Raw genomic sequence first — 23,517 nt, 5'->3', positions numbered from 1 at the left:
CGGGGCTGCAAGCGCGAAATCAGCTGAGCCCGATGCGCCTTGCGCCTTGCCGGAACAGCGCCTCGGCGTCCGGATCGAAGCGGAACGTGCCGATGAAATCGTCGGCGCGGTAGTCCGGCAACGTCTTGCGGATCGCGGCGGCAAAGCCGCGCGCCTCGTCCAGCCGGCCGGCCAGCGCCAGGCAGTGCGCGGCAATCGCCAGGATGATGGTATGGGCGTTGGGCCGCGCCGCCGCCTTCAGCGCCCACTCGGCCGCCTCTTCGAATTGGCCGAGCCGGACATGCGACATGGCGCGCGACCCCAGCATGCCGAACAGCAGCGGGTCGAAGGGACTGAGATGACGCGAATGGTCGGACGAGCTTATCGCCGCCCGCGGGTCGCCCGACTGCGAGTGGACGAAGGACAGCGCGTAATGGCCAAGCGCGAAATTCGGGCTGAGATCCACGGCCCGTTCCAGTTCGGAGAGCGACCCGTCATGCTCGCCGCGCAGCCACAGCGCCCGGCCCATCGCCCAGTGCGCGGCCGGATTGTGATCGTCGACCAAGAGGCTGTGGCCGGCGCTCTCATAGGCCAGCGCGCTTTCGCGGTCGCGGTCGCTCCAGCGCTGGAAGGCATTTTGCCAGTGGGTGAAGGACAGGCCGGCATAGGCGCGGGCAAAGGTCGGGTCGAGCTGCAGGGCCTTGTCGAAGAAACGCCGCGCCTGCTCGTTCTCGGCCTGGGTGAAGCGGTACATGTGCCAGAGGCCGCGATGATAGGCTTCCCAGGCGTTGAGCGAGTTGGGCGCCTTCAGCATGGCGCGGTTGCGCTCCACCGTTTCGATCTCGGCCGAGATCGACGACACGATGCTGTCGCCGATATCGTCGAGCACGGCAAAAATGTCGTCGGGCCGACGCTCGAAAGTCTCGGCCCAGGCGATCCTGGCCGTGCGCACCTCGACCAGTTCGACGCTGACGATCAGGCGGCCGATCAGGCTGCGCACCGTGCCGGTGGCGACATAGTCGACGCCAAGCTTTCTGCCGGCCTCCTCGGGTGCGATGGCTTTCTCGGCCAGCGCGAACACCGATCCGCGTGCGATGACGAAGAAATCCCTGAGCTTGGCAAGCCGGGTGATGATGTCGTGGGTGAAACCGTCGGCCAGCCCGCCGCGTGCGCCGCTTTCGTCGGCAAACGGCATCACCGCCAGCGAAGCGTGGCTGGGTTCGACCGGGCCGGCCGATGGGGCCGCCAATTGCGGAAGTGTGGACGGGCCGGCCGGTTGTGCCTTGAGCGAGGTGCCTGACTGTTGGTCACGGATCGCCCGCCAGGCCTGGCGAAGCGGCGCAAAATCCAGCTCTTCCGACTGAAACAACCGCTCCGCCGAAGCCAGATGCTGCTCGGCCGCGCCGATCTCGCCGCGCCGGGTGAGGCTAGCCAGCAGCGCTGCGTGTGCACGCGTGTCGAACGGCGCCAGCTCTGCCCATCGGTCGAGATGGCCGACCGTCTCGTCGCAATCCGCCGGCAGGTTTTCGACAAGCCGTTCCAGCACCGCGGCGTGGGACGCTTGAAAACGCCGGCGCTGGGCGACCAGCCAGCTGTCGAAAAGCGGGCTCCGCTCGAGTGCCAGCCCGTCGAGCAGATCGCCGGCGAAGTGTTTTGCCAGCCCCTGCAGCCGCTCCACATCAAACGTGGCGATCCCTTGCGCGGCGGCATGGCTGAGTTCCAGCGCATCGACATGGCAGCCTTCGAGATCGAGCGCGACCGTATCGCCCTGCGTTATGACCCGACGCCGGTCCGGCGTGTCGAGGGCGGCGCGCAGCTTGCTCAGGCACCAGCGCAACTCGCCACGGGGGTCGTTGGGCACATCCCACAGCAACTCGCACAGGCGGCTGCGGCCCACGGCGTGCGGCGCCAGCGCCAGATAGGCCAGGAGCGCGCGCAGCTTGCGCGATGCCGGCAGCGCCACGGGCACGCCGTCACGCAGGATTTCCAGCGGTCCGAGCAGGCGCACGGACAGGATCGGCCTGTCGCCTTCCAGTCTCGATGGTGCGGATTCCACGTGCGTTTCCACGCCTGCTCCCACGCTGGCCCGTCGGCCCTTGCTGTATCACCAAACGTGACACGGCGCATCCGGGGCGAATCGCGCGCCGGGTATCGTCATTGCCGCATCGTCGGCATGTCAGTCCTAGCGCGGCCATGTCTCGAAACCTCGCCGCCCAAGCCGCCGGTTTGTAACCGGCCTGTGAAGACGAACACGATCGAGGAGTTCAAACATGTTGAATCGACAGAAAATCAGAACCACCGCCGGGCGCGGTCGCCTGTTCGACAGCATTCTCGACACTGTCGGCGACACGCCGGTGATCCGCATCAACAATCTGGCACCGGCCCATGCGACGATCTACGTCAAGGCCGAGTTCTTCAACCCCGCCGCCTCGGTGAAGGACCGGCTGGCGCTCAACATCATCGAGGAGGGCGAACGCAGCGGCGCGCTGAAGCCCGGCCAGACCGTGGTCGAGGCGACCAGCGGCAACACCGGCATCGGGCTGGCCATGGTCTGCGCGCAGAAGGGCTATCCGCTGGTCGTCACCATGGCCGATAGCTTTTCGGTCGAGCGCCGCAAGCTGATGCGCATGCTGGGCGCCAAGGTCGTGCTGACGCCGCGCGCCGAAAAGGGTTTTGGCATGTACAAGAAGGCGGTGGAGCTGGCCGAGGCCAATGGCTGGTTCCTCGCCCGCCAGTTCGAGACAACCGCCAACGCAGCGATCCACGAAGCCACCACGGCGCGCGAGATCGTCAATGATTTCGCCGGCTCGCGGCTCGACTGCTTCGTCACCGGCTATGGCACCGGCGGCACCGTCGTCGGCGTGGCGCGCGTGCTGCGCCGCGAGCGGCCGGAGACCCGCATCGTGCTCTCCGAACCGGCCAATGCCCAGCTGATCGGCAGCGGCAAGGCGCAGCAGCGTGGTGCTCATGGCGCACCCGCCGCCAGCCATCCGGCCTTCGAGCCGCATCCGATCCAGGGCTGGACGCCGGACTTCATCCCCAACGTGCTGCAGGAAGCGATCGACGCCAGCCTCTACGACGAGGTGATGCCGATCGCCGGGCCGGAAGGCATCAAATGGGCCAAGACCCTGGCCCAGAAGGAAGGCATCTTCACCGGTATCTCCGGCGGCGCCACCTTCGCCGTGGCGCGGCAAGTCGCGGAAAAGGCGCCTGCCGGATCGGTGATCCTGTGCATGCTGCCCGACACTGGCGAGCGCTACATGTCGACGCCGCTGTTCGACGGCATCGAGGCCGAGATGGATGCCGAGGAAATGGCGCTGTCGCGCTCGACCCCCGGCTGCCAGTTCCCGGCGGCTTGACGGGAGACCGGCCATGGACATCGTGCAGGAAACCCTCGGCATGGCCGCCGAGGAAACGCTCGACCCCGCCGACTGGGCCGCTGTCCAGGCCCTGTCGCACCAGGTCATCGACGATGCCGTCGATTATCTCAGCGATGTCAGGGACCGCCCGGCCTGGCGGGAGACGCCGTCGGAGGTGCGAGAGGCCTTCGCGGCACCCTTGCCGCGATCGCCGGCGCCGCTGGCCGCTGTCTATGACGAGGTCTCGCGCACGGTGATGTCCTATCCGATGGGCAACATCCATCCGCGCTTCTGGGCCTGGTACATGGGGTCGAGCAACTTCACCGGCGCGCTCGGCGACTTCCTGGCGGCAATCCAGGGCTCCAATCTCGGCGGCGGCAACCACGCCGCCGGGCTGATGGACAGCCAGGTGGTGAACTGGTGCAAGCAGATGCTGGGCTTTCCCGCTTCCGCCTCCGGCACGCTGGTCAGCGGCGGCTCGATGGCCAACATCATCGGCCTGACCGTGGCGCGCAACACCAAGGCCGGCATCGACGTGCGCGAGCACGGCGTCGCCGCGATCGAAAAGCCGCTGCGCTTTTATGGCTCGGACCAGATCCATTCCTGCCATCGCAAGGCGATGGAAGCACTCGGCCTCGGCAACCGGGCGCTGCGCCGCATCCCGACGGATGCCGGCCAGCGCATCGACATACCGGCCTTGCGCGCGGCGATCGTTGAAGATCGCGAAGCCGGCTTCAAGCCGGCCTGCGTCATCGGCAATGCCGGCACCGTCAACACCGGCGCGATCGACGATCTGCAAGCCCTAGCCAAGCTCGCGCATGAGGAAGGCCTATGGTTCCATGTCGATGGCTGCATCGGCGCGCTGATCGCGATCGCGCCCGACAATGCGCATCGCGTTGCCGGCATCGAATGGGCGGATTCCGTCGCGCTCGATCCGCACAAATGGCTGCACGCGCCGTTCGAGGTCGGCTGCGCCCTGGTCAGGGATGCCGTCGCGCATCGCCGGACCTTCGCGGTGACGCCGGAATATCTGGAATCGACGCCGCGCGGCCTGGCCTCGGGCGAATGGCTGCACGATTACGGCCTGCAGACCTCGCGCGGCTTTCGTGCGCTGAAAGTCTGGATGGCGCTGAAGGAACATGGCGTCGACAAATTCGGCCGCCTGATCGACCAGAACATCGCGCAAGCCTCCTATCTCGCCGCAGTCATCGAGGCCGAGCCGCTGCTGGAGCTGGCCATGCCGCCGACCATCAACATCGTCTGCTTCCGCTACCAGCCCGGCGTCACCGGCGAGGCGCTGAAGGCGCTCAACACCGAAATCATGCTGGGGCTGCAGGAACAGGGCATCGCCGTCCTGTCCGATACCACCGTGCATGGCGAACACTGGCTGCGCGTGGCGATCGCCAACCACCGCACGAGGCGTGAGGATATCGATCTTCTCGTTGGCGAAACGGTGCGGCTGGGGCGGCAGATCACGGCGGAAGGTCCTTCCGTGAAATAGTTCCAAAAGCGAGCGACAGGCATGGGCGGCCATGCGATTCTGCGGCGGTGATTCGGGAGGTCCGACGGTGACGCTGTTTCGTATGGCCGTGCTCGCGGCGCTGGTCTGCGCCAATGCGGCCGAGGCCGCCGACATGGCCTTCTTCGTCAAGAACCTGCGCAAGGAAGCGGTTGCGGTCGAGCTGTTCAGCCGCGACCGCGAGACGGTCTGGCCGGGCAACGGCAAGGTGTTCCTGATCGACCCGAAATCCCAGAAATCGGTGCCGCTGTCCTGCAATCAGGGTGAGCGCATCTGCTATGGCGCCTGGGTCGACGGCAATGACAAGATCTCGGCCGGCGTCGGGCCTGACAACGACCAGCGTTGCGATACCTGCTGCTTCATCTGCGTGGAACACACGACCGAGACGATCGACCTGGTGCCGTGATTGGCCGAGGCATCACCAGAACAATTCCGGGAAATTGTGAAACGGTGTCCGTCCGGAAACGCTAGGGAAGACCGGCCTTGCGAAAACCATCGACGAAATGATCGCGCATTGCGGTATCACGGAATGGCTCCGTCCACACCCAGTAGCTGGTCGTGAAATGCGGGTTGCCGATGAGGAACAATTCGACCTCGGCGCGCGCCTCGTCGAGCCGGCCGAGTTGCGCCAGGCTCGCCGCCAGGAAGCGGCGTGAGCTCGTCCGGTAGGTCTCTTCCCGACGCAAGGTCTCGACGGCGGCTTCGTAGTCGCGCGCCGCATATTGCGCCTCGCCGAGCGTCAGATAGTACCAGCTTGCCGGATAGGGATTGAGCCGGAACGCCTTGCGGATATGCTCAAGGCCTTTCTCGACCTTTCCGGCCAGCACCGCGATGTCGGACAAGGTCGCCCAGGCGTCGGCCTCGTTCGGGTCGAGTTCGAACGCTTTGGCGAATTCGGCATCCGACTCTTCGAAACTGTGCTCATAGGCGAGCAGATTGCCGAGCACCCAACGGCAGCCGGCATCATTGGGATCGATCGCCACCGCCTTGCGCGCCAGGTCCAGGGCGATGCGACGGTTGGGTTCGACCGGCTCACCCCAATGCACCCATCCCATCCAGTGGTTCATGGCAAGCCAGCGATGGGCCTCGGCGTAGTCCGGATCGAGGGACACCGCGCGCGTCAGCAGCAGATGCGCTTCCCGTGCCGTCTGCGGCGATTCGTCGATCAGCTTGCGCGCCCGCACGCACAGATCGTAGGCCTCGAGATTTGTCGGCCGGTTGCGTGGCGGCGGCGCCCGCAGCCGTCCGAGCAGCGCCTCCACGATCTTGGCCGTGGCCTCGTCCTGAACGGCAAAGATATCGTCCAGGCCGCGATCGAAGCGTTCGGCCCACAGATGCTCGCCGCTTATCGCGTCGACCAGCTGGGCGTTGATGCGCACGCGCCCCGCGGCGCGTCTGGCGCTGCCTTCCAGGAGGTAGCGCACGCCAAGTTCCTCGGCGATCGCGCGCACGTCCATCGCCTTGCCCTTGTAGGCAAAGGTCGAGTTGCGCGCGATGACGAACAGCCCCGGGGCCCTGGACAGGTCGGTGATCAGATCTTCGGTCAACCCGTCGGCGAAGGCCTCCTGCTCGGGGTCGTTGCTGAGGTTGACGAAAGGCAGCACCGCTATCGATGGTTTGTCCGGCAGCGGCAAGGGTTTTCGCTTCACGCGATCAAGCTGTTCGATGGCGCCTGTGAAGCGGTAGCCGACGCGCGGAACCGTCGATATCCATTCGCCGCCATCGGCGGGCGAACCAAGCAGCTTGCGCAGCTGCGCGATCTGGACGGTGAGGTTGCCTTCCTCGACCGCCGTCCCCGGCCACGCCGCGTCCATCAGCTCGGCTTTCTCCAGGATTTCGCCGGGCCGTCCGACGAGCGCGGCAAGCAATTTCAGCCCGCGATAGCCGACGGCAACGGGATCGTCGTTCCGAAGCAGCGTTCCCGCACCCGGATCAAGCACGAACGGACCAAAGGCAAAGCGCGATCCCTGCATAGGGCGCATCTATAGAGCAATTCCGGGAAAAGTGTGAGGCGGTTTCACCGGGAAAAAGCGCGCGGTGCCTTCCCCAGGGAATGACGCCAAAACAACGCGTTAGGGCCTGTTTGGAACTTTTGAGAACTATTTGGCAGGGCTTAATTACGGCGCCCTCCATATCCTGCAGAATTCAACCTCGTTCAGATCGAAGGCCGCCCATTCTCAAGCCTGTGGGCGCCAAACCACATGGAGGTCGTCATGACCAATATTCTTGCATCGGCTCCCCATCGGGCAGTGCGGCGGGGAATGGGGCAGGCATCGCGCCGGCGCTATAGCCTTTCCACCCTGCGGAACGCCATCGCGGCCTGGCGCGAACGGAGCCGCTTTCGCTGGGACCTCAAGCGGATCTCGGAAGTCAACCCGCATCTGATCGACGATATCGGCCTGACCAGACGGCAGGTCGATGAAGAGATCGCCAAGCTGCCTTTCTGGCAACGATAGGCGAAAGGCGCAATGACCCCGGTCCGTCGGTTTGCGCGTGCGATTATATCAGGGATTGTCGTCATCCCCCTTTAGCACCGGCACCCGTCATGGCATGATGAACCCATCGGCCGTGGGGGTCGATTCTTCATCGGGGGTTTTCCATGTCTTTCATACCAGCGCGCCGGCTTGCCGCCGCGTTTTCTCTCGCCATCCTGTTTGCACCAGCCGCCCATGCCGGCGACGTCACCTTCGCCGTCAAGAACAGCCATCCCAACGCCATGCGCCTCGAGCTCTACAGCCAGGACCGCGACTATGTCTGGCCGGGCAACGGCAAGGACTTCTACCTCGACGACGGCGAGACCAAGTCGCTGCCGATCTCCTGCAACGAAGGCGAATCCGTCTGCTACGGCGCCTGGGTCGATGGCGACGAGGGCACCTATTGGGGCGTCGGTCCCGGCAACAAGGAAAAATGCGAGGATTGCTGCTACACCTGCAGCGGCGGCGAGACCGAGGAGATCAATCTCGTCCCCTGACCGGTTTGCCAGCTTGACGGTCTTCCCCGTGGGAGCCATAGCCTGTGCCTATACCCAAAGCGCGCCGCGTCTGTTCAGCCGCGACGCGCTCCAGGCAAGAGGAGCACGGCAATGGCAGGCACGGTCGAGGGCGGAAAGATCGACGTCGGCTTTTCCGGCAAGCGCTGCATCCACTCGCGCAATTGCGTGCTCGGCGACCCGCATGTCTTCGTGCCCAACGCGCCGGGGCAATGGATCCATCCCGACGCGGCCAGTGTCGAGAAGATCGTCGCCATAGCCGAAAGCTGTCCGTCCGGCGCCATCACCTATGTCAGGAAGGATGGCGGGCCGCAGGAACAGCCGCCGGTGGTCAACACCGTGCGGCTGCGCGAAAACGGCCCGCTCGCCCTGCACGCCGAGATCGTGCTCGACGGCGAAACCTTCTATCGCGCCACGCTGTGCCGCTGCGGCGCGTCGGAAAACAAGCCGTTCTGCGACGGCAGCCACGGCAAGGCCGGCTTCACCGCCACCGGCGAACCGGCGCTGAAGGACGCGCCGGCGCTTGAAGCGCGCAATGGCCCGCTGAAAGTGACGCCGACCGCCAACGGCCCGCTCAAGCTCGAAGGCAATGTCGAGATCGTCACCGGCACCGGCCACACGATCGACCGCACGCAGCGCACCTTCCTCTGCCGCTGCGGCCACTCGGCCAACAAGCCGTTTTGTGACAATACGCATAAGAAGATCGGCTTCGTGGGATAAAAGGCCGTTCGCCAGCGTTAGTGTAGGATGAGGGTTCGCGTTCAGGAGGAAATCCATCATGCGCACCATTATCGTTCTTGCTCTGCTTGCCTTTGCCATGCCCGCCTTTGCCGCCAATCATGCGGTCCAGATCAAGGGCATGAAATTTAACCCGGCGAAAATCTCGGCCGCCGTTGGCGATACCATCACTTTCACCAATGCCGACTCGATGACGCACACCGCCACCGCGCTCGACGGCTCCTTCGACACCGGCCATCTCGCCGCCGGCAAGAGCGCCAAGGTCAAGGTATCGGCTGCCGGCGCACATCCGTTCCATTGTACGATCCACAGCTCGATGAAGGGCATCGTCACGGCCAAATAGCGACATCCTCGCCAGAGGGGCCGCGCCTACAAATCCGCCTTGAACGTCTGCTTCTGCTGGCCCAGACCTTCGATGCCCAGTTCCACCACGTCGCCGGCCTTCAGGAACACCTGTGGCTTCATGCCGAGGCCCACGCCGGGCGGGGTGCCTGTCGAAATAATGTCGCCGGGGTGCAGCGACATGAACTGGCTGAGATAGGACACCAGATATTTGACGCCGTAGACCATGGTCTTGGTCGAGCCGTTCTGCATGGTCTTGCCGTTGACGGTCAGCCACATCTTCAGGTTCTGCGGATCGGCGACTTCGTCCTTGGTCACCAGCCAGGGGCCGGTCGGGCCGAACGTGTCGCAGCTCTTGCCCTTGGTCCACTGGCCCTGGCGCTCGGCCTGGAAGGCGCGCTCGGAGACGTCATGCGCAACGGCATAGCCGGCGACATAATCCAGCGCATCGGCCTCGGCGACATATTTGGCCGTCTTGCCGATAACCACGGCGAGCTCGACTTCCCAGTCGGTCTTTTCAGAACCGCGCGGGATCAGCACGTCGTCATCCGGACCGACAATGGCCGAGCTTGCCTTCATGAAGATGATCGGCTCCGGCGGCACGGTGGCGCCGGTTTCGGCGGCGTGGTCGGAGTAGTTGAGGCCGATGCAGATGAATTTTCCGGTGCCGGCGACGCAGGGCCCGAGGCGAGGCTTGCCGGAAACCACCGGCAGCGACTTCGGATCAAGCTTGCCCAGCATCTCCAGCGAGGCCGGATGAAGCGTGGTGCCGGCAATGTCGGCGACATGGGCGGAGAGATCGCGGATCGTTCCATCCGCATCGAGCAGGCCGGGGCGTTCGCTCCCCGCCTCGCCATAGCGCAGCAGTTTCATCTAGTCCTTCTCCTGGTTGCGGCCTCGCGGCCTTTTGCAAATTCTCCGCCGAGGCGATGGCTCCCCGAACAGCCGGGCGGACCGTACCCATCGACCTTATCCCAGGCAAGCACGGACAGCGGTTGGGCGTCCCGGCACGCTGGATTTTCAGACTTCCCGATCCACGGCAAAAATTAGGGCGGAGCCCAATCTCAGATCGACCAGCCGCCGTCGATATTATAGGCCTGCCCGGACGTGTAGGTCGCGCCGGCCAGGTAGACGGCGAGATCGGCAATTTCCTCCGGTGTGCCGAGCCGGCCCATCGGCTGGCGGGCGATGAAGGCGGCGCGGGCCGCCTCATAGTCGCCTTGCGCGTGCATGCGGTCCTGCAGCGACGGGCTCTCGACCGTGCCGGGGCAGATGGCGTTGCAGCGTATGCCCTTGCCGACATAGTCGGCGGCGACCGCCTTGGTCAGGCCGATGACAGCGGCCTTGGTGACGCCATAGGCAAAGCGGTTCGGCACGCCTTTGCCAGCGCCGGCGACGGAAGACATGTTGACGATCGATCCGTCGCCGCGCTCCAGCATGCCGGGCAGCACGGCTCGGATGGTGCGGATCATGGCGCGGACATTGAGGTTGAAAGCGAAATCGAGATCGGCATCCTTCATCTCCAGGATCGAGCCGGAATGGACGAAGCCGGCGCAGTTGAACAGCACGTCGACGCGGCCGATCTCGGCGAAGGCGGCGTTGACCGCCTCGTCGTTGAGCACATCCAACTTGCGGGTCTTGATCCCTGGCGTCTTGGCGAGTTCGGCGAGAAGCGTCTCGTTGATGTCGGTGGCGTGGACGGTGGCCCCAGTCTTGGCGAAGGCCAGCGCGCTCGCCTTGCCGATGCCTTGCGCCGCCGCCGTGATGACAACGACCTTGCCTGCCAGATCCGCCATGCCTTTTTTCCTCGCCTGCTTGGGTCAACTGCCTTTATCGGCGGCCGGCCGAAGCGTCATGTGCCAGTCAGGCTGGATTGTGCGGCCTGTGTCGCAGCCAGTTCACTGATAAAGATGTTTTTTCTCGTTAAAGAACATATGTCCGGTCGTCAAGCCCGAACATGATCACCATTGCGACAGTCCGGAAATGTCAGTCGCCGTAAGGCACCCAGACATTCTTGACCTCGACGGCGCGGCGCAGGAAAGCATCGCCGGCCGCCTCGTCGGATGCCCAGTCGAGGCCGCGGCCATTGCCGCTCCAGACGCGCTTGAGGTTGCCAATGGACTCGGCTTCCGCCTTGGCGCAGGTCTCTGCATCGGCGAACACCCAGAGCCCGTCAACATCGTCATGCTTGGCCAGCACGCCGGCAAGTTCGGCGCTGCGGCCGGTGACGATGTTGATGGCGCCGGCCGGAACGTCGGAATATTCGATCACCTGATAGAGATCGGTGGCGAGCAGCGGATAGCGTTCCGAAGGCACCGCGACCACCGTATTGCCCATGGCCAGCGCCGGCGCGACCAGCGAGATCAGGCCAAGCAGCGGTGAAGCGTCCGGCGCGACGATGCCGACGACGCCGACCGGCTCATGCAGCGCCAGCGTCACCGCGCGGGCCGGCGGCTGGTGCACGCGCCCCTCGAACTTGTCGGCAAGACCGGCATAGAGGAACAGCCGTTCGATCGATTGGTCGACTTCCTCGCGCGCCGCCTTGGGCGTAGCCCCGGTGAGTTCGGTGAGGCGGGTGGCGAATTCACCCGCACGGCCGGAAAGATTCTCGGCCAGGTAATAAAGCACCTGGGAGCGATTGTAGGCGGTGGCTTCCGGCCAGCCTTTGCAGGCGCGGGCGGCCGAAACAGCGTCACGGATGTCCTTGCGGTTGCCAAAGCCGACTTCACCGGCCAGCTTGCCGTTGGCGGTAGCGACGGCCAGGGAATAATTGCCGTCAGGCCGCACCTGCTTGCCGCCGATGAACAGTTTTGCCGTGCGGTCGATAGTCGCGCCGTCAGCCTGCTCGACCGGCTGCGCGGAGACCACCGCCGGCTTGATGACCGGGCCGAGCGGCAGTTTTGCCGCGAGATATTCGAGCATGCCTTCGCGCCCGCCCTCGCGGCCGAAGCCGCTTTCGCGGTAGCCGCCGAAGCCGCAGGCGGCGTCGAACATGTTGGTGCCGTTGACCCAGACGACGCCAGCCTTCAGCTGCGGCGCGACATGGAGCGCCAGGTTGACATTCTCGCTCCACACGCTCGCCGCGAGCCCGTAGCGCGTGTTGTTGGCAAGCTCGATCGCTTCCTCGGTGTTGCGGAAGGTCATGGTCGCCAGAACTGGCCCAAACACCTCTTCCTGCGCCAGGATGTTAGCCGGCGAAACACCGGTGGCGAGTGTCGGCAGGTGATAGTAGCCGGTGGCCGGCAGCGCCGCATCCGGCTGCCAGCAGACAGCGCCCTGCTTCGCGCCTTCGGCGACCAGACCCTTGACACGATCGAGCTGCGTCGGATCGACCAGCGGGCCGATATCGGTGTTCTTGTCGAGCGGACTGCCGACGCGCAGCCGGCTCATCCGCGTCTTGACCTTGGCGATCAGGGCTTCGGCAATGCCTTCCTGCACCAGGAGCCGCGATCCGGCGCAGCAGACCTGGCCCTGGTTGAACCAGATACCGTCGACCAGGCCTTCGACGGCGCTGTCGAGATCGGCATCCTCGAAGACGATGAAGGCCGATTTGCCGCCGAGCTCCAGCGACAGTTTTTTGCCCGATCCGGCGGTGGCTTTCCTGATGATCTTGCCGACTTCCGAAGAGCCGGTGAAGGCGATCTTCTGGATGCCGGGATGGTTGACGATGGCGGCACCCGCTTCCGGTCCGCCCTGCACGATGTTGACGACGCCCTTCGGCACGCCGGCACGCTCGCAGATCTCAGCGAACAGGATGGCGGTGAGCGGCGTGAACTCCGCCGGCTTCAGCACCACCGTGCAGCCGGCGGCCAGTGCCGGCGCGATCTTCCAGGCCAGCATCAGCAGCGGGAAATTCCACGGGATGATCTGGCCGACGACGCCGACGCCCTTGTGCCCGGGAAAATCCTTGTCCAGCGCCTGCGCCCAGCCGGCGTGATGGATGAAATGGCGGATCGCCAGGGGCACGTCGATGTCGCGGCTTTCGCGGATCGGCTTGCCGTTGTCGATGGACTCGAGCACCGCGAACAGGCGCTGATGCCGCTGCATGGCACGGCCGATGGCATAAAGCACTTTGGCGCGCTGGTAGCCTGAACTGGCACTCCATTTGGGCAGCGCCTTGGTGGCGGCCGCAACCGCGGCGTCGATATCGGCGGCACTGGCGTCGGAGACCTTGGCCAGCAGCTTGCCGGAAGACGGCTCGCTGGTGTCGAAAGTCTTGCCGCCGGAAGCGGCTTTCCAGCCGCCGTCGATGAACAGCGCCTTGCCAAAATCGCGCGCGGCAAGCCACGCATCGGCCTCGTTGCGGGCTTCCGGCGCCGGGCCGTATTCCATGGCGTGATAGCGGTCGAGAATATTCATGGGGTGCCTCCTTCACCCTTCCCCTTGGCGGGGAGGGTCGATCGGCCAAGCCGATCGGGGTGGGTGCTCAAGCCATTGCGTGGCGGTGATTGGCCGAATAGTGCCCGGTCAGATGATGCTCGAGCTGCCGCTCGATGTCGGTCAAAAGGCTCGAAGCGCCGAAGCGGAACAGCTCCGGCTCCAGCCATGGCCGGCCGAGCTCTTCCTTCATCAGCACCAGCCAGTCGAGCGAAGCCTTTGCCGTGGATATGCCGCCGGCCGGCTTGAAGCCGATGAGATAGCCGGTTTCCTCGAAATAGGCCCTGATGGCGCGCACCATGGCGAGGCCAACGGGCAGCGTGGCGTTGACGCTTTCCTTGCCGGTCGAGGTCTTGATGAAATCGGCGCCCGCCATCATCGCCACCATCGAGGCCAGCATGACATTACGCAAAGTGGCGAGATCGCCGGTGCCCAGAATGACCTTCAGATGCGCATCGCCGCAGGCGGCGCGCATCGACACGATCTCGTTGTAGAGCTCCCGCCACTTGGCGCCGAACACCAGCCCGCGCGGAATGACGACGTCGATCTCGTCGGCGCCGTCCCGCACCGAAGCCTCGATTTCCTGCAGCCGGGTCGACAGGGGTGCCAGGCCATGCGGAAAGGCGGTGGAAACGGCGGCGACGTGGATGCCGGTGCCGCGCACGGCATCGACGGCCGTGGCGACGAAGGGATGGTAGACGCAGACGGCAGCCGGCCGGATGGTTTCACCTGCGATGCCGAGGCCTTCGACGATGTCGCGGCGGAAGGGATTGATCGCCTTGGCGCAGAGCCGGCGCACGCGCTCCTCGGTGTCGTTGGAGTTGAGCGTGGTCAGATCCATGCAGGCGACGGCGCGCAGCAGCCAGGCCGCCTGGTTGTCAGCCTTGATCGAGCGCCGCTTGGTCAGGCTGGCGACACGGCGTTCCAGTGCCGAGCGGTTGACGCTGCGCACCGATTCCATGAAGCCGAGGTCGAGTTTCATGCCGGGATTGCGCGCAATGCGATGGTCCAGCGGTAGGGGGGTGTTGGCGGCGGCGCGGGCCGGCAGCGGCGTCACCTTGGTGCCAAGATCGGCTTCGCGGATTGTGCTGCTCATCTCCTGCCCTTTCATTCAGCGACTTGCGCTTATGTCTTGGTGCGCGTCGTTTCCCGACAAGATAGCCCGTGAAGCCACGCTTCACGAGTCCTCAAGCGAGGGATAGCTGAAAAAGGCCGCAAAAGCAGCTGGTTTTTGACCACATGGTCAAAATGCAGGTTTTGAGGTGTCGGCGTGCGGCTCTCAGCCGACGAAAGCGCGCTCGACGACGAAGGTCGCGGGATGGCTGAGCGAGCCTTCCTGGAAGCCGAGGCTTTCGGCGAGTTCCTTGACGTCCTTCAGCATATGCATCGAGCCGCAGATCATGATGCGGTCCGTTTCCGGATTGAGCTTCTCGATGCCGAGATCGGCGTAGAACTTGCCGGAGCCGATCAGCGCGGTGATGCGGCCCATGCGGGCCGATTCTTCGCGGGTCGTCGAATTGTAGAGCGTGACGCGCCCGGTGGTCAGTTCGCCGATCAGCGGATCGCTTTCCAGCGCCGCCACCAATTCCTGGCCGTAGGTCAGCTCGGCATTGTCGCGGCAGGTATGGGTCAGGATCAACTGGTCGAATTTCTCATAGGTGTCGGGGTCGCGCAGCAGGCTGGCGAAGGGAGCGATGCCGGTGCCGGTCGAGATCATGAACAGCCGCTTGGCTGGGGTCAGCGCGTCGACCACCAGCGTGCCGGTCGACTTCTGGCGCATGATGACGGTGTCGCCGACCTGGATCTTCTGCAGTTCCGAGGTCAGCGGGCCGTCCGGCACCTTGATCGAGAAGAATTCCAGCTCCTCGTCCCAGGCCGGGCTCGCCACCGAATAGGCGCGGAACACCGGCTTCTCCGCATTGGGCAGGCCGATCATGACGAATTCGCCGGAGCGGAAGCGCAGCGACTGCGGCCGGGTGATGCGGAACGAGAACAGCCGGTCGGTGTAGTGCTTCACCGAGACGACCGTTTCGGCATAGACATTGGCCGGTATAGGAAACTGCAGCGGGCGGGCGCCGGCGGTGTTGAAGGCGGATGTGGTGTTCATCAAATCCAACTTTCTGGCCCAACCGGGGACGCGGGCGCCAAACCTTTTCCTGCGCGCCCAGACCATTCAGGTCCCGGCGTGCTGCTCGCACACTCCAAAGCGGTAAGCTCTTGTGTCCCGAATTTATTAGTATACAAACGATATTTGCGTCAAGATACCGCCGCGAAACACCTTTCCAAACTGTGCCATATCCGTAGTCCCAGCATTTCGGGTTTCGACAATGAAAGAGAATTTTTCGGTGCAGCCGCCGGATTCCCTGGGCAGCGTCGTGGCCGGCATCGATGTCGGCGGGACCTTCACCGACCTGCTTCTGATCGACGGCAAGCACGGCGGTAAGGTGCATATCGCCAAGACGCCGACGACGGTCGACAACCAGGCCTTCGGCGTGGTTTCGGCACTTGGCGCCACCGGATTTGCGATCGACGGCATCGACCTCATCGTGCATGGCACGACGACCACCACCAATGCCGTGCTCGAGCGCCGGCTGGCCAAGACCGGCATGATCACCACGCGCGGCTTTCGCGACGTGATCGAGCTTGGCCGGCGCACGCGGCCGCAACCCTATGGCATGACCGGCACTTTCGTCCCCGTCATCCCGCGCAATCTCAGGCTCGAAGTGTCGGAACGCGTCGAGGCTTCCGGCGCGGTGCGCACGCCGCTCGACGAGGCCGGGATGCGCGAGGCAGTGAAGGCGCTGATCGCGGCCGGCTGCGAATCCCTCGTCATCCATTTCCTGCATTCCTACGCCAACCCTTCGCATGAGCGGCGCGCCGCTCAGATCGCCGCCGAGCTCTGGCCGAATGGCTACATCACCACGGGCCATGCGCTGCTGTCGGAAGCGCGCGAATTCGAGCGTGGGGTGACGGCTTCCGTCAACGCCTCCGTGCAGCCGATTCTCGAGCGCTATGTCGAGCGGCTGCGCAAGGAATTGGCCGCCAAAGGCTATGCGCGCGACTTCCTCATCATGAACGGCAATGGCGGCATGATCTCGGCCCGCTTCGTCACACGTGAATCGGCCAAGACGGTGATGTCCGGCCCGGCCTCGGGCGTCATCGCAGCCGCCTATACGGGCAAGCGTGCCGGCTTCGAGAACCTCGTCACCTACGACATGGGGGGCACCTCGACCGACGTGGCGCTGATCCGCAACGCCGAGCCGGCGGTCTCCAACGAGATCGAGATCGAATACGCCATGCCGATCCATGTGCCGATGGTGGCGGTGCACACGGTCGGCGCCGGCGGCGGCTCGATCGCCCGCGTCGACGCGGCCGGCCTGATCCAGATCGGCCCGGAAAGCGCCGGCGCCAATCCCGGCCCGATCTGCTATGGCCGCGGCGGCCTGGAGCCGACCATCACCGACGCCAATCTGGTGCTTGGCCGGCTGGCGCCGAAGAAGCTGCTGGCCGTCGAAAACCCGGTCACAGTGGAGCGCGTCACCGGCATCTTCGAGGACAAGATCGGCAAGGCGACCGGCCTGTCCGGTGTCGAGGCGGCGGGTGCGGTGCTCAGGCTCGGCAACATGAAGATGGCCGGCGCCATCCGCATGGTCTCGGTGTCGCGCGGCCATGACCCGCGCGATTTCGCGCTGTTTGCCTTCGGCGGCGCCGGGCCACTGCATGCGACGGCGCTGGCGCGCGAACTCGGCCTGCCCCGCGTGCTGGTGCCGGCACGGCCCGGCATCACCAACGCGCTCGGCTGCGTCGTTGCCGATCTGCGCCATGACTTCGTCAACACCATCAACCAGCCGGTCGCGGTTCTGGACGAAAGCCAGCTTCACCAGGTATTGGAACGGCACCGAAACGAAGGCGAGGAGCTGATCGGCAAGGAAGCGGTGAAGCCGGAGACGATCCGCGTCACCCACTCCGCCGACATGCAGTTCGTCGGCCAGACCCACATCATCAATGTGCCGCTGCCGTCCTCGTCCGTGACCCGGCAGGAGCTGCAGGCCCTGTTCGAAAAGGCCTATTTCGCCCGCTTCAAGGTCGAGCTGCCGGAAATCCGCGCCAACCTCGTCAACCTCAACACTTCGGTCACCGGCGTGCGCCCGGCGATCGACCTGTCGCGGCTGATCGACCCGGCCGGGCGCGCCGGGACGCTGGACGAGGCGCGCCGCGAGATCCGGCCGGTCTGGTATGCGGGCCAGTGGCACGACACGCCGGTCTATGTCAGGGAAAAGCTGCCGCTCGATGCCGTCATCGACGGCCCGGCGATCCTCGAACAGATGGACGCCACCACCGTGCTCGAACCCGGCGACCGCGCAAGGTCGGACGCCGACGGCAACATCATCATCGACATTGGCGAGGCCTGAGATGCCTGACATTGATATGGCAAAGCTCGACGCCATCACGCTTTCGGTCCTCCAGGCAGCCTTGCAGCAGGTGTGCGACGAGATGGACCTGACATTCTCTCGCGCTGCCTTCTCGCCGGTCATTGCGGAAGCCAATGATCGTTCCGACGGGATTTATTCCGCCATCGACGGCTCGCTGATCGCACAGGGAAGCCAGGGCCTGCCGGTGTTCGTCGGCGTCATGCAATATTCGACGAAAACGGTGATCGAGATGATCGCCGATGGCCGTTGCCTGGCCCCTGAGCTGGGCGACATCTACATCGTCAACGACCCCTATCTCGGCGGCACGCATCTGATGGATGTGCGCTTCGCCATGCCGGTCTACCGGGGCGGGAAGATCTTCTGCTGGCTGTCCAACACCGGCCACTGGCCCGACATTGGTGGCTCGGTGCCCGGCGGCTTCTCGGCCTCGGCGACGGCGGTCGAACAGGAAGGCCTGCGGCTGCCGCCCGTCAAACTGTTCAAGAAGGGCGCGCTTGATCCCGAAATCTACGCCATCATCTGCTCCAACATCCGCGTCGCCGACCAGCGCATCGGCGACATCAGGGCGCAGGCCGCCGCGCTGCTGATCGGCCAGGATCGGCTCAATGGAATCCTGGATCGTTACGGGGACGAAACCGTTGTCGAGGCGATCGCCGAACTGCGCCGCCGGGCCGCCGAGCAGATGCGCGCCAACATAGCGGCTATTCCCGACGGCACCTATCGCTCGAAGGCCTTTGTCGATTCCGACGGCGTGGTCAACGAGCCGCTGACCATCGCGCTTGCGGTGGAAAAACAAGGCGACACGCTGATCTTCGATTTCGCCGGCTCGTCCAAGCCTTGCGCCGGGCCGATGAACAGCGTGCTGGCGACCACTTTGTCCTCGGTCTATCTCGCCATGCGTCACATTTTTCCGGATGTGCCGATCAGCGCCGGTGCCTTCGAACCGTTGATCGTCAAGCGGCCGGAAGGCACCTTCCTCGACGCCAAATATCCGCGTCCGGTGTCGGGCTGCGCGGCGGAAGTCTCGCAGCGCATCGCCGAGGCGGTGTTCGCGGCCATGGTGCAGGCATTGCCCGACAAGGTGACGGCCGCACCCGCCGGCTCCAGCGGCAATTTCGCGCTCGGCGGCAACGATCCGGCGCGCGGCCGCGACTACGTCATGTACCAGATCTCCGGCGGCGGCTATGGCGGCAATTCGGGCCATGACGGGCTGACCAATGGCTGCTCGACCATCGGCATTTCAAAATCGCCCCCGGTCGAGATCATGGAGCAGGCCTTTCCGGTGCTCTATCGCCACTACGCCTTGCGCGAAGGCTCGGGCGGCGCCGGCAAGCATCGCGGCGGTTTCGGCCTCGCCTATGAGGTCGAGATCCTGCGTGGCGATGCGCGGGCCTCCTTCGTCATGGATCACGGCCGTTTCGGCCCGCAAGGCGCGCTCGGCGGCAAGGACGGCGAGCCCAACAGCGTGACCGTCTTCCGTGGCGGCGTCGAACACGTGCCGCCGCATCTGTCCAAGGAACAGGACATTCCGCTCAAGGCCGGCGACCGCGTGCGCGTTGGCACGCCCGGCGGCGGCGGCTATGGCAATCCGCGCGAACGCGATGCCGATCTCGTGCTTCGCGATGTCGCGCTGGGGTACTACACCTCAGAGGAAGCCAGCCAAAAATTCGGCGTTGTCCTGTGGGCAGGCGATCTCGCCGTTGACCGGGAGGCGACGGCCAAGCACCGCGCCGGCTAACACACTCGCCATGGCGCACCACCGCCGCCATGGCGCGCCACCGCGCCGTGATCGCCGCAGCACATGTCGTTTCCGTCTCCGCTGAGGGCACGAAAGCCCGTAGACTTCGCTGGTCAACGGAGATCTGGAACATGCGTCTTTTCGGTCGCTTCGTGCTTGCCGCTTCCGTCGCCCTTGGCCTTGCCGCCGGTGCTGCCAGCGCCCAGGACAAGCTCAGGATCGGCACAGAGGGCGCCTATCCGCCCTTCAACTATGCCAATGCCGACGGCACGCTGGGCGGCTTCGACATCGATCTCGGCAAGGCGCTGTGCGCGCAGATGAAGGCCGAGTGCGAATTCACCGTCCAGGATTTCGACGGCTCTATTCCCGCGCTGCAAGCCGGCAAGTTCGATGCGATCATCAACATCACCATCACGCCGGAGCGGGCCGAGAAGGTCGAGTTCACCGACAAATATTACCAGACGCCGCCGGCCATTGCCGTGCCGAAGGACTCGACCATCGCGGGCACCTCACCCGACGATCTGAAAGGCAAGGCGCTCGGCGTGCAGACCGCCACCATCCACCAGAAATTCGCCGAGCAGAAATATGCGGGCTCCACCGTCAAGGCCTACCCGACCGGCGACGACGCCCGCACCGACATGGCCAATGGCCGCCTCGATGCGATGATGGATGGCTCCATCATCCTGACCGAATGGCTGAAGAAGCCCGATGGCGCCTGCTGCAAGCTGCTCGGCACGCTGACGGCCGATCCGGCCATTCACGGACCCGGCGTCGGTATCGCCCTGCAGAAGGGCAACAAGAAACTCGCCGACAAGTTCAATGCTGCGATCGATGCCTTGCGCGCCAATGGAAAGTACAAGGAAATCAACGACAAATACTTCACGTTCGACGCTTACGGTGGCTGAGACCGAAACGATTGCCTCCCGGCAGCGCTGCTTGGCACTGCCGTTTTCGTGAATGATGGAGACCTTCTTGGCTGAGCGGCGTTCCCCCTTCTACAGCAGCATCGTCGGATTGGGCGCGACCATGGGTCGGGTCGGTGGCGATTTCATCTCGGCCAAATATTATTCCGGCATCGCCGACGAGCACCTGAACACGCGCGCCAATGTCGGCGTGCAGGATCTCAGCACCATGGGCAAGATGGACATCAAGGGGCCGGAGGCCGAGGCGCTGGTCAATCATGTCATCGTCAACGACGCCGCGGCGATGAAGCCGGGCCAGGTGCGCTACTCCACGGTCTGCCGCGCGGATGGCGGCATCATGGACGACCTCACCGTGTTCCGTCTGGCGCCTGAGCATTTCATGCTGGTCACCGGCTCGGTCAATCGCCTGAAGATGCTGCCCTGGCTGCAACACAATGCGCAGGGCCGAAAGGCCTACGTCACCGACATCACCGCCGCCATTGCCTTCCCGACCATCCAGGGTCCGCGTTCGCGGGAACTGTTGAAGACGATGATCTCGGATGCCGATCTGGACGGTCTCAAGCGCTGGGCGTTCACGTCGGGCCATGTCAACGGCACGCGCGTCCTGATCTCGCGCACCGGCGTGACCGGCGAACTCGGCTTCGAACTCTTCGTGCCGTCCGACGAGACCGCCTCGGTCTGGGACACGCTGATGCGGGCCGGCAAGGACTTCGGCCTGAAACCCTATGGCGTGCTGGCGATGTTCACGCTCGGCCTGGAAAAGGCCTATCCGGCGCATGGCATCGACATGGACGAGACCCGCACGCCGTTCCATGTCGGCCTCGACCGCTGGATCAAGTTCGACAAGGGCGATTTCATCGGCCGCGACGCGCTGCTCAAAATCCGCGACAAGGGCCTCGACGAGCGCTGGACGGGACTGATCCTCGACGGCGACAAACCGGCGGCGGCGGACGCCAGGGTTTTGGCCGATGGCGAGGATGCCGGTGTCGTCACTTACAGCGACCACGGCTATTCCCTCGGCAAGGTGCTGGCGACCGCGCATCTGCGGCTGCCCTTCACGGCCATAGGCACCGAACTCAGCATCGAAATAGGCGGCAAGCCGACCCGCGCGGTGGTGGCGCCGATGCCGTTTTTTGACCCGGAAGGGGCGAGGTTGCGGGGTTAGCTTGACTTGCGTCGACGGGCCGCATGCTTCGGTAGTTAGCCGGAACGCCCATTGCTTCGTCATCCTCGGGTCTCCGCGACGCTGCTTCGCGGCTGCTCCGCCAGTGGATGACGAAATCGGCGAGCCTCGCCCCATTCCTCGCGAGTCTACCGGTTCACCCCCGCCGATGCAGCCGCGCCACCAATCGATCCCCCGCCCACTGGATCCCACACACCAGGATGATCAGCACGATCACCACGGCGACCATCACCGAGGTCTCGAACCGCTGATAGCCATAGCGGATGGCGAGGTCGCCGAGGCCGCCTGCACCGATGGCGCCGGCCATGGCCGAGGCGCCGATCAGCGTCACCAGCGTCACCGTGAAGCCGGCGACGATGCCGGGCAGCGCCTCGGGCACCAGCACCTCGCGGATGATCGTCCAGCGGTTGCCGCCCATGGCGCGCGCCGCCTCGATCAGGCCGTGGTCGACCTCGCGCAGCGACACTTCGGCAATGCGCGCGTAGTAGGGCGTGGCGGCGATCGACAGCGGCACGATCGCCGCCCAGGTGCCGATCGAAGTGCCGACGATCAGCCGCGTCAGCGGGATCAGCGCCACCAGAAGGATGATGAACGGCACCGAGCGGAAGCCGTTGATGATTGCGCCGAGCACGCGGTTCACCCACAGGTTTTCGGCGATGCCGCCGCGTTCGGTGGCGATCAGGGCAAGGCCAAGCGGCAGGCCGAAGACCAGCGAGATCAGGCCGGAGGCGGCCGTCATCAGCACCGTCTCCCAGATCGACCGCAGCAGAAGCTCAAACAGGATTGGCGACATGGCCAAGCACCTCCACCCGCGCCTGGCGGGCCTTCAGGAATGTGATGACGGCAGCGAGGTGGCTTGCATCGCTGCCAGGGACAGAGAGAAACAGCGTCCCCACCGGCTGCTGCTGGATATGGTCGATGCCGCCATGGACGAGGCGGAAGGCGCCGGGAACAGCAATGGCAAGGTCGGACAGCAGCGGGCCACTTGCCGCCTCGCCGGCCACGTCGACGCGCAAGATCGTCTCCGTGCCGGCCGCCGGTACCAGCAGGGCTGCCAGTTCGCTCGGCAGTTGCGGCCGGATGGCGCCGAGCAGGCTTTTGGTGATGTCCGATTGCGGGTCGGCGAACACCGACCAGACCGGGCCTTGCTCGACGATGCGCCCGGCGTCGATCCCCGCCACACGGTCGGCGATCGAGCGGATCACTTCCATCTCATGGGTGATCAGCAGGATGGTCAGTCCAAGCTGCCGGTTGATGTCTTTCAGCAGCGCGAGGATCGAGCGCGTCGTCTCCGGGTCGAGCGCCGATGTCGCTTCGTCCGACAACAGCAGCGCCGGCCGCGCGGCCAGCGCCCGGGCGATGCCGACGCGCTGCTTCTGGCCGCCTGACAGCGATGCCGGATAGGCCCGGGCTTTCTCCGACAGGCCGACGAGCTCAAGCAGCTCCGCCGCCCGCGCCAGCCGCTCGGCCTTCGGCCGGCCCTCGATCTTCAGCGGCAGCGCCACATTGTCCTCGACCGTCTTGGCCGACAGCAGGTTGAAATGCTGGAAGATCATGCCGATGCGCCGCCGCAACGGCTGCAGGTCGCGCTCGCCGAGCCGGCTGATCTCGCGGCCCTCGATGAAGACCTCGCCGGAATCGGGCCGCTCCAGCCCGTTCAGGCAGCGGATCAGCGTCGACTTGCCGGCGCCGCTGCGGCCGATAATGCCGAGGATCTCGCCCTTGCGCACCGTCAGTGAGACGCCGTCGATTGCCGGCGTGGCACCGAAGCGGCGCCTCAGGTCGACAAGGCGCACAACGTCTTGCGACAGGTCGGGTCTGGCGTGGGTCGGATCGGCGATCTCCCTGGATGCCGTGATATGCTGGTTCATGCGGTTTCCTGTCCTCGCCATCGAAAACGCAAGTGCGGCCCGCGCTCAGGCGCGGACCGCATTGGC

Annotated in this window: 20 protein-coding genes; 11 read left to right on the top strand and 9 right to left on the bottom strand. The window is 65.1% G+C overall.

Features of this window, described 5'->3' with window-relative positions; genetic code table 11:
• Window positions 1-19: 19 nt before the first annotated feature.
• Window positions 20-2,035: a transcriptional regulator gene (locus tag FJ546_RS14805; RefSeq protein WP_181167936.1), complete on the bottom strand. Its 2,016-nt coding sequence runs from the start codon at window positions 2,033-2,035 to the stop codon at window positions 20-22.
• Between the two features lie 214 nt (window positions 2,036-2,249).
• Here FJ546_RS14805 and FJ546_RS14800 point away from each other — a divergent pair, with 214 nt between their 5' ends.
• The 3 genes from FJ546_RS14800 (at window position 2,250) to FJ546_RS14790 (ending at window position 5,263) form a co-directional block, all read left to right on the top strand.
• A complete protein-coding gene (locus tag FJ546_RS14800) occupies window positions 2,250-3,338 on the top strand; it encodes a pyridoxal-phosphate dependent enzyme (protein ID WP_140890017.1) in 1,089 nt (362 codons plus the stop codon).
• A 13-nt stretch (window positions 3,339-3,351) separates the two neighbouring features.
• A complete protein-coding gene (locus tag FJ546_RS14795) occupies window positions 3,352-4,839 on the top strand; it encodes an aspartate aminotransferase family protein (protein WP_140890016.1) in 1,488 nt (495 codons plus the stop codon).
• 67 nt (window positions 4,840-4,906) lie between these two features.
• A complete protein-coding gene (locus tag FJ546_RS14790) occupies window positions 4,907-5,263 on the top strand; it encodes a hypothetical protein (protein ID WP_140890015.1) in 357 nt (118 codons plus the stop codon).
• A gap of 61 nt (window positions 5,264-5,324) precedes the next feature.
• On the opposite strand, the gene FJ546_RS14785 is transcribed toward FJ546_RS14790, so the two are convergent.
• Window positions 5,325-6,839: a winged helix-turn-helix domain-containing protein gene (locus tag FJ546_RS14785; protein WP_181167935.1), complete on the bottom strand. Its 1,515-nt coding sequence runs from the start codon at window positions 6,837-6,839 to the stop codon at window positions 5,325-5,327.
• Window positions 6,840-7,070: 231 nt separating this feature from the next.
• Here FJ546_RS14785 and FJ546_RS14780 point away from each other — a divergent pair, with 231 nt between their 5' ends.
• The 4 genes from FJ546_RS14780 to FJ546_RS14765 all read left to right on the top strand — a co-directional run bounded on the left by FJ546_RS14780 (window position 7,071) and on the right by FJ546_RS14765 (window position 8,927).
• Window positions 7,071-7,313 (top strand): DUF1127 domain-containing protein, encoded by a 243-nt coding sequence (locus FJ546_RS14780; RefSeq protein WP_246686853.1) that lies wholly within the window; start codon window positions 7,071-7,073, stop codon window positions 7,311-7,313.
• A 143-nt stretch (window positions 7,314-7,456) separates the two neighbouring features.
• Window positions 7,457-7,828: a hypothetical protein gene (locus tag FJ546_RS14775; RefSeq protein WP_140890012.1), complete on the top strand. Its 372-nt coding sequence runs from the start codon at window positions 7,457-7,459 to the stop codon at window positions 7,826-7,828.
• Between the two features lie 111 nt (window positions 7,829-7,939).
• Window positions 7,940-8,566, top strand: coding sequence for a CDGSH iron-sulfur domain-containing protein (locus FJ546_RS14770; protein ID WP_140890011.1), 627 nt, complete (start codon window positions 7,940-7,942; stop codon window positions 8,564-8,566).
• A 58-nt stretch (window positions 8,567-8,624) separates the two neighbouring features.
• A complete protein-coding gene (locus FJ546_RS14765) occupies window positions 8,625-8,927 on the top strand; it encodes a cupredoxin family copper-binding protein (RefSeq protein ID WP_140890010.1) in 303 nt (100 codons plus the stop codon).
• A gap of 26 nt (window positions 8,928-8,953) precedes the next feature.
• Here FJ546_RS14765 and FJ546_RS14760 read toward each other — a convergent pair whose 3' ends face one another.
• From FJ546_RS14760 to FJ546_RS14740, 5 genes are all read right to left on the bottom strand, one after another.
• Window positions 8,954-9,799: a fumarylacetoacetate hydrolase family protein gene (locus FJ546_RS14760; protein WP_140890009.1), complete on the bottom strand. Its 846-nt coding sequence runs from the start codon at window positions 9,797-9,799 to the stop codon at window positions 8,954-8,956.
• Between the two features lie 191 nt (window positions 9,800-9,990).
• Window positions 9,991-10,722: an SDR family oxidoreductase gene (locus tag FJ546_RS14755; protein WP_140890008.1), complete on the bottom strand. Its 732-nt coding sequence runs from the start codon at window positions 10,720-10,722 to the stop codon at window positions 9,991-9,993.
• Between the two features lie 190 nt (window positions 10,723-10,912).
• The gene (locus FJ546_RS14750; protein WP_140890007.1) at window positions 10,913-13,285 is read right to left on the bottom strand and encodes an aldehyde dehydrogenase family protein; all 2,373 of its coding nucleotides are present in this window, start codon (window positions 13,283-13,285) and stop codon (window positions 10,913-10,915) included.
• A 67-nt stretch (window positions 13,286-13,352) separates the two neighbouring features.
• Window positions 13,353-14,399, bottom strand: a complete 1,047-nt coding sequence (deoC, locus tag FJ546_RS14745; RefSeq protein WP_140890006.1) for a deoxyribose-phosphate aldolase — start codon at window positions 14,397-14,399, stop codon at window positions 13,353-13,355.
• Between the two features lie 183 nt (window positions 14,400-14,582).
• Entirely contained in the window at window positions 14,583-15,410 is an 828-nt protein-coding gene (locus FJ546_RS14740; RefSeq protein ID WP_019862391.1) for a ferredoxin--NADP reductase, read from the bottom strand.
• A 220-nt stretch (window positions 15,411-15,630) separates the two neighbouring features.
• On the opposite strand from FJ546_RS14740, the gene FJ546_RS14735 reads away from it, so the two are divergent.
• The 4 genes from FJ546_RS14735 (at window position 15,631) to FJ546_RS14720 (ending at window position 21,562) form a co-directional block, all read left to right on the top strand.
• Window positions 15,631-17,715, top strand: coding sequence for a hydantoinase/oxoprolinase family protein (locus FJ546_RS14735; protein ID WP_140890005.1), 2,085 nt, complete (start codon window positions 15,631-15,633; stop codon window positions 17,713-17,715).
• A 16-nt stretch (window positions 17,716-17,731) separates the two neighbouring features.
• Window positions 17,732-19,474 carry a hydantoinase B/oxoprolinase family protein gene (locus tag FJ546_RS14730; protein WP_140890115.1) on the top strand — a complete coding sequence of 581 codons (1,743 nt, stop codon included), beginning with the start codon at window positions 17,732-17,734 and terminating at the stop codon, window positions 19,472-19,474.
• Window positions 19,475-19,605: 131 nt separating this feature from the next.
• Window positions 19,606-20,379: an ABC transporter substrate-binding protein gene (locus tag FJ546_RS14725; protein WP_140890004.1), complete on the top strand. Its 774-nt coding sequence runs from the start codon at window positions 19,606-19,608 to the stop codon at window positions 20,377-20,379.
• Window positions 20,380-20,431: 52 nt separating this feature from the next.
• Window positions 20,432-21,562 (top strand): aminomethyltransferase family protein, encoded by a 1,131-nt coding sequence (locus tag FJ546_RS14720; RefSeq protein ID WP_140890003.1) that lies wholly within the window; start codon window positions 20,432-20,434, stop codon window positions 21,560-21,562.
• Window positions 21,563-21,716: 154 nt separating this feature from the next.
• On the opposite strand, the gene FJ546_RS14715 is transcribed toward FJ546_RS14720, so the two are convergent.
• Entirely contained in the window at window positions 21,717-22,373 is a 657-nt protein-coding gene (locus FJ546_RS14715) for a methionine ABC transporter permease (protein WP_140890002.1), read from the bottom strand.
• The gene (locus FJ546_RS14710; protein ID WP_140890001.1) at window positions 22,354-23,451 is read right to left on the bottom strand and encodes a methionine ABC transporter ATP-binding protein; all 1,098 of its coding nucleotides are present in this window, start codon (window positions 23,449-23,451) and stop codon (window positions 22,354-22,356) included. The genes FJ546_RS14715 and FJ546_RS14710 overlap by 20 nt, the downstream gene beginning before the upstream one ends.
• Window positions 23,452-23,517 lie beyond the last annotated feature (66 nt).

The sequence above is a fragment of the Mesorhizobium sp. B2-4-19 genome (assembly GCF_006441315.1).
Lineage (GTDB): Bacteria > Pseudomonadota > Alphaproteobacteria > Rhizobiales > Rhizobiaceae > Mesorhizobium.
Note: the sequence above shows the minus strand (reverse complement) of the source record. Positions and strands in the feature narration are given on the sequence as shown.

What these genes read in the sequence shown, in the direction of transcription:
- FJ546_RS14720 (WP_140890003.1), top strand. Translation starts at nt 20,432, where the DNA reads ATGATGGAGACCTTCTTGGCTGAGCGGCGTTCCCCCTTCTACAGCAGC.
- FJ546_RS14755 (WP_140890008.1), bottom strand. Translation starts at nt 10,722, where the DNA reads ATGGCGGATCTGGCAGGCAAGGTCGTTGTCATCACGGCGGCGGCGCAA.
- FJ546_RS14760 (WP_140890009.1), bottom strand. Translation starts at nt 9,799, where the DNA reads ATGAAACTGCTGCGCTATGGCGAGGCGGGGAGCGAACGCCCCGGCCTG.
- FJ546_RS14785 (WP_181167935.1), bottom strand. Translation starts at nt 6,839, where the DNA reads ATGCGCCCTATGCAGGGATCGCGCTTTGCCTTTGGTCCGTTCGTGCTT.
- FJ546_RS14740 (WP_019862391.1), bottom strand. Translation starts at nt 15,410, where the DNA reads ATGAACACCACATCCGCCTTCAACACCGCCGGCGCCCGCCCGCTGCAG.
- FJ546_RS14710 (WP_140890001.1), bottom strand. Translation starts at nt 23,451, where the DNA reads ATGAACCAGCATATCACGGCATCCAGGGAGATCGCCGATCCGACCCAC.
- FJ546_RS14750 (WP_140890007.1), bottom strand. Translation starts at nt 13,285, where the DNA reads ATGAATATTCTCGACCGCTATCACGCCATGGAATACGGCCCGGCGCCG.
- FJ546_RS14795 (WP_140890016.1), top strand. Translation starts at nt 3,352, where the DNA reads ATGGACATCGTGCAGGAAACCCTCGGCATGGCCGCCGAGGAAACGCTC.
- FJ546_RS14780 (WP_246686853.1), top strand. Translation starts at nt 7,071, where the DNA reads ATGACCAATATTCTTGCATCGGCTCCCCATCGGGCAGTGCGGCGGGGA.
- FJ546_RS14770 (WP_140890011.1), top strand. Translation starts at nt 7,940, where the DNA reads ATGGCAGGCACGGTCGAGGGCGGAAAGATCGACGTCGGCTTTTCCGGC.
- FJ546_RS14725 (WP_140890004.1), top strand. Translation starts at nt 19,606, where the DNA reads ATGCGTCTTTTCGGTCGCTTCGTGCTTGCCGCTTCCGTCGCCCTTGGC.
- FJ546_RS14800 (WP_140890017.1), top strand. Translation starts at nt 2,250, where the DNA reads ATGTTGAATCGACAGAAAATCAGAACCACCGCCGGGCGCGGTCGCCTG.
- FJ546_RS14735 (WP_140890005.1), top strand. Translation starts at nt 15,631, where the DNA reads ATGAAAGAGAATTTTTCGGTGCAGCCGCCGGATTCCCTGGGCAGCGTC.
- FJ546_RS14715 (WP_140890002.1), bottom strand. Translation starts at nt 22,373, where the DNA reads ATGTCGCCAATCCTGTTTGAGCTTCTGCTGCGGTCGATCTGGGAGACG.
- FJ546_RS14765 (WP_140890010.1), top strand. Translation starts at nt 8,625, where the DNA reads ATGCGCACCATTATCGTTCTTGCTCTGCTTGCCTTTGCCATGCCCGCC.
- FJ546_RS14730 (WP_140890115.1), top strand. Translation starts at nt 17,732, where the DNA reads ATGGCAAAGCTCGACGCCATCACGCTTTCGGTCCTCCAGGCAGCCTTG.
- deoC (WP_140890006.1), bottom strand. Translation starts at nt 14,399, where the DNA reads ATGAGCAGCACAATCCGCGAAGCCGATCTTGGCACCAAGGTGACGCCG.
- FJ546_RS14775 (WP_140890012.1), top strand. Translation starts at nt 7,457, where the DNA reads ATGTCTTTCATACCAGCGCGCCGGCTTGCCGCCGCGTTTTCTCTCGCC.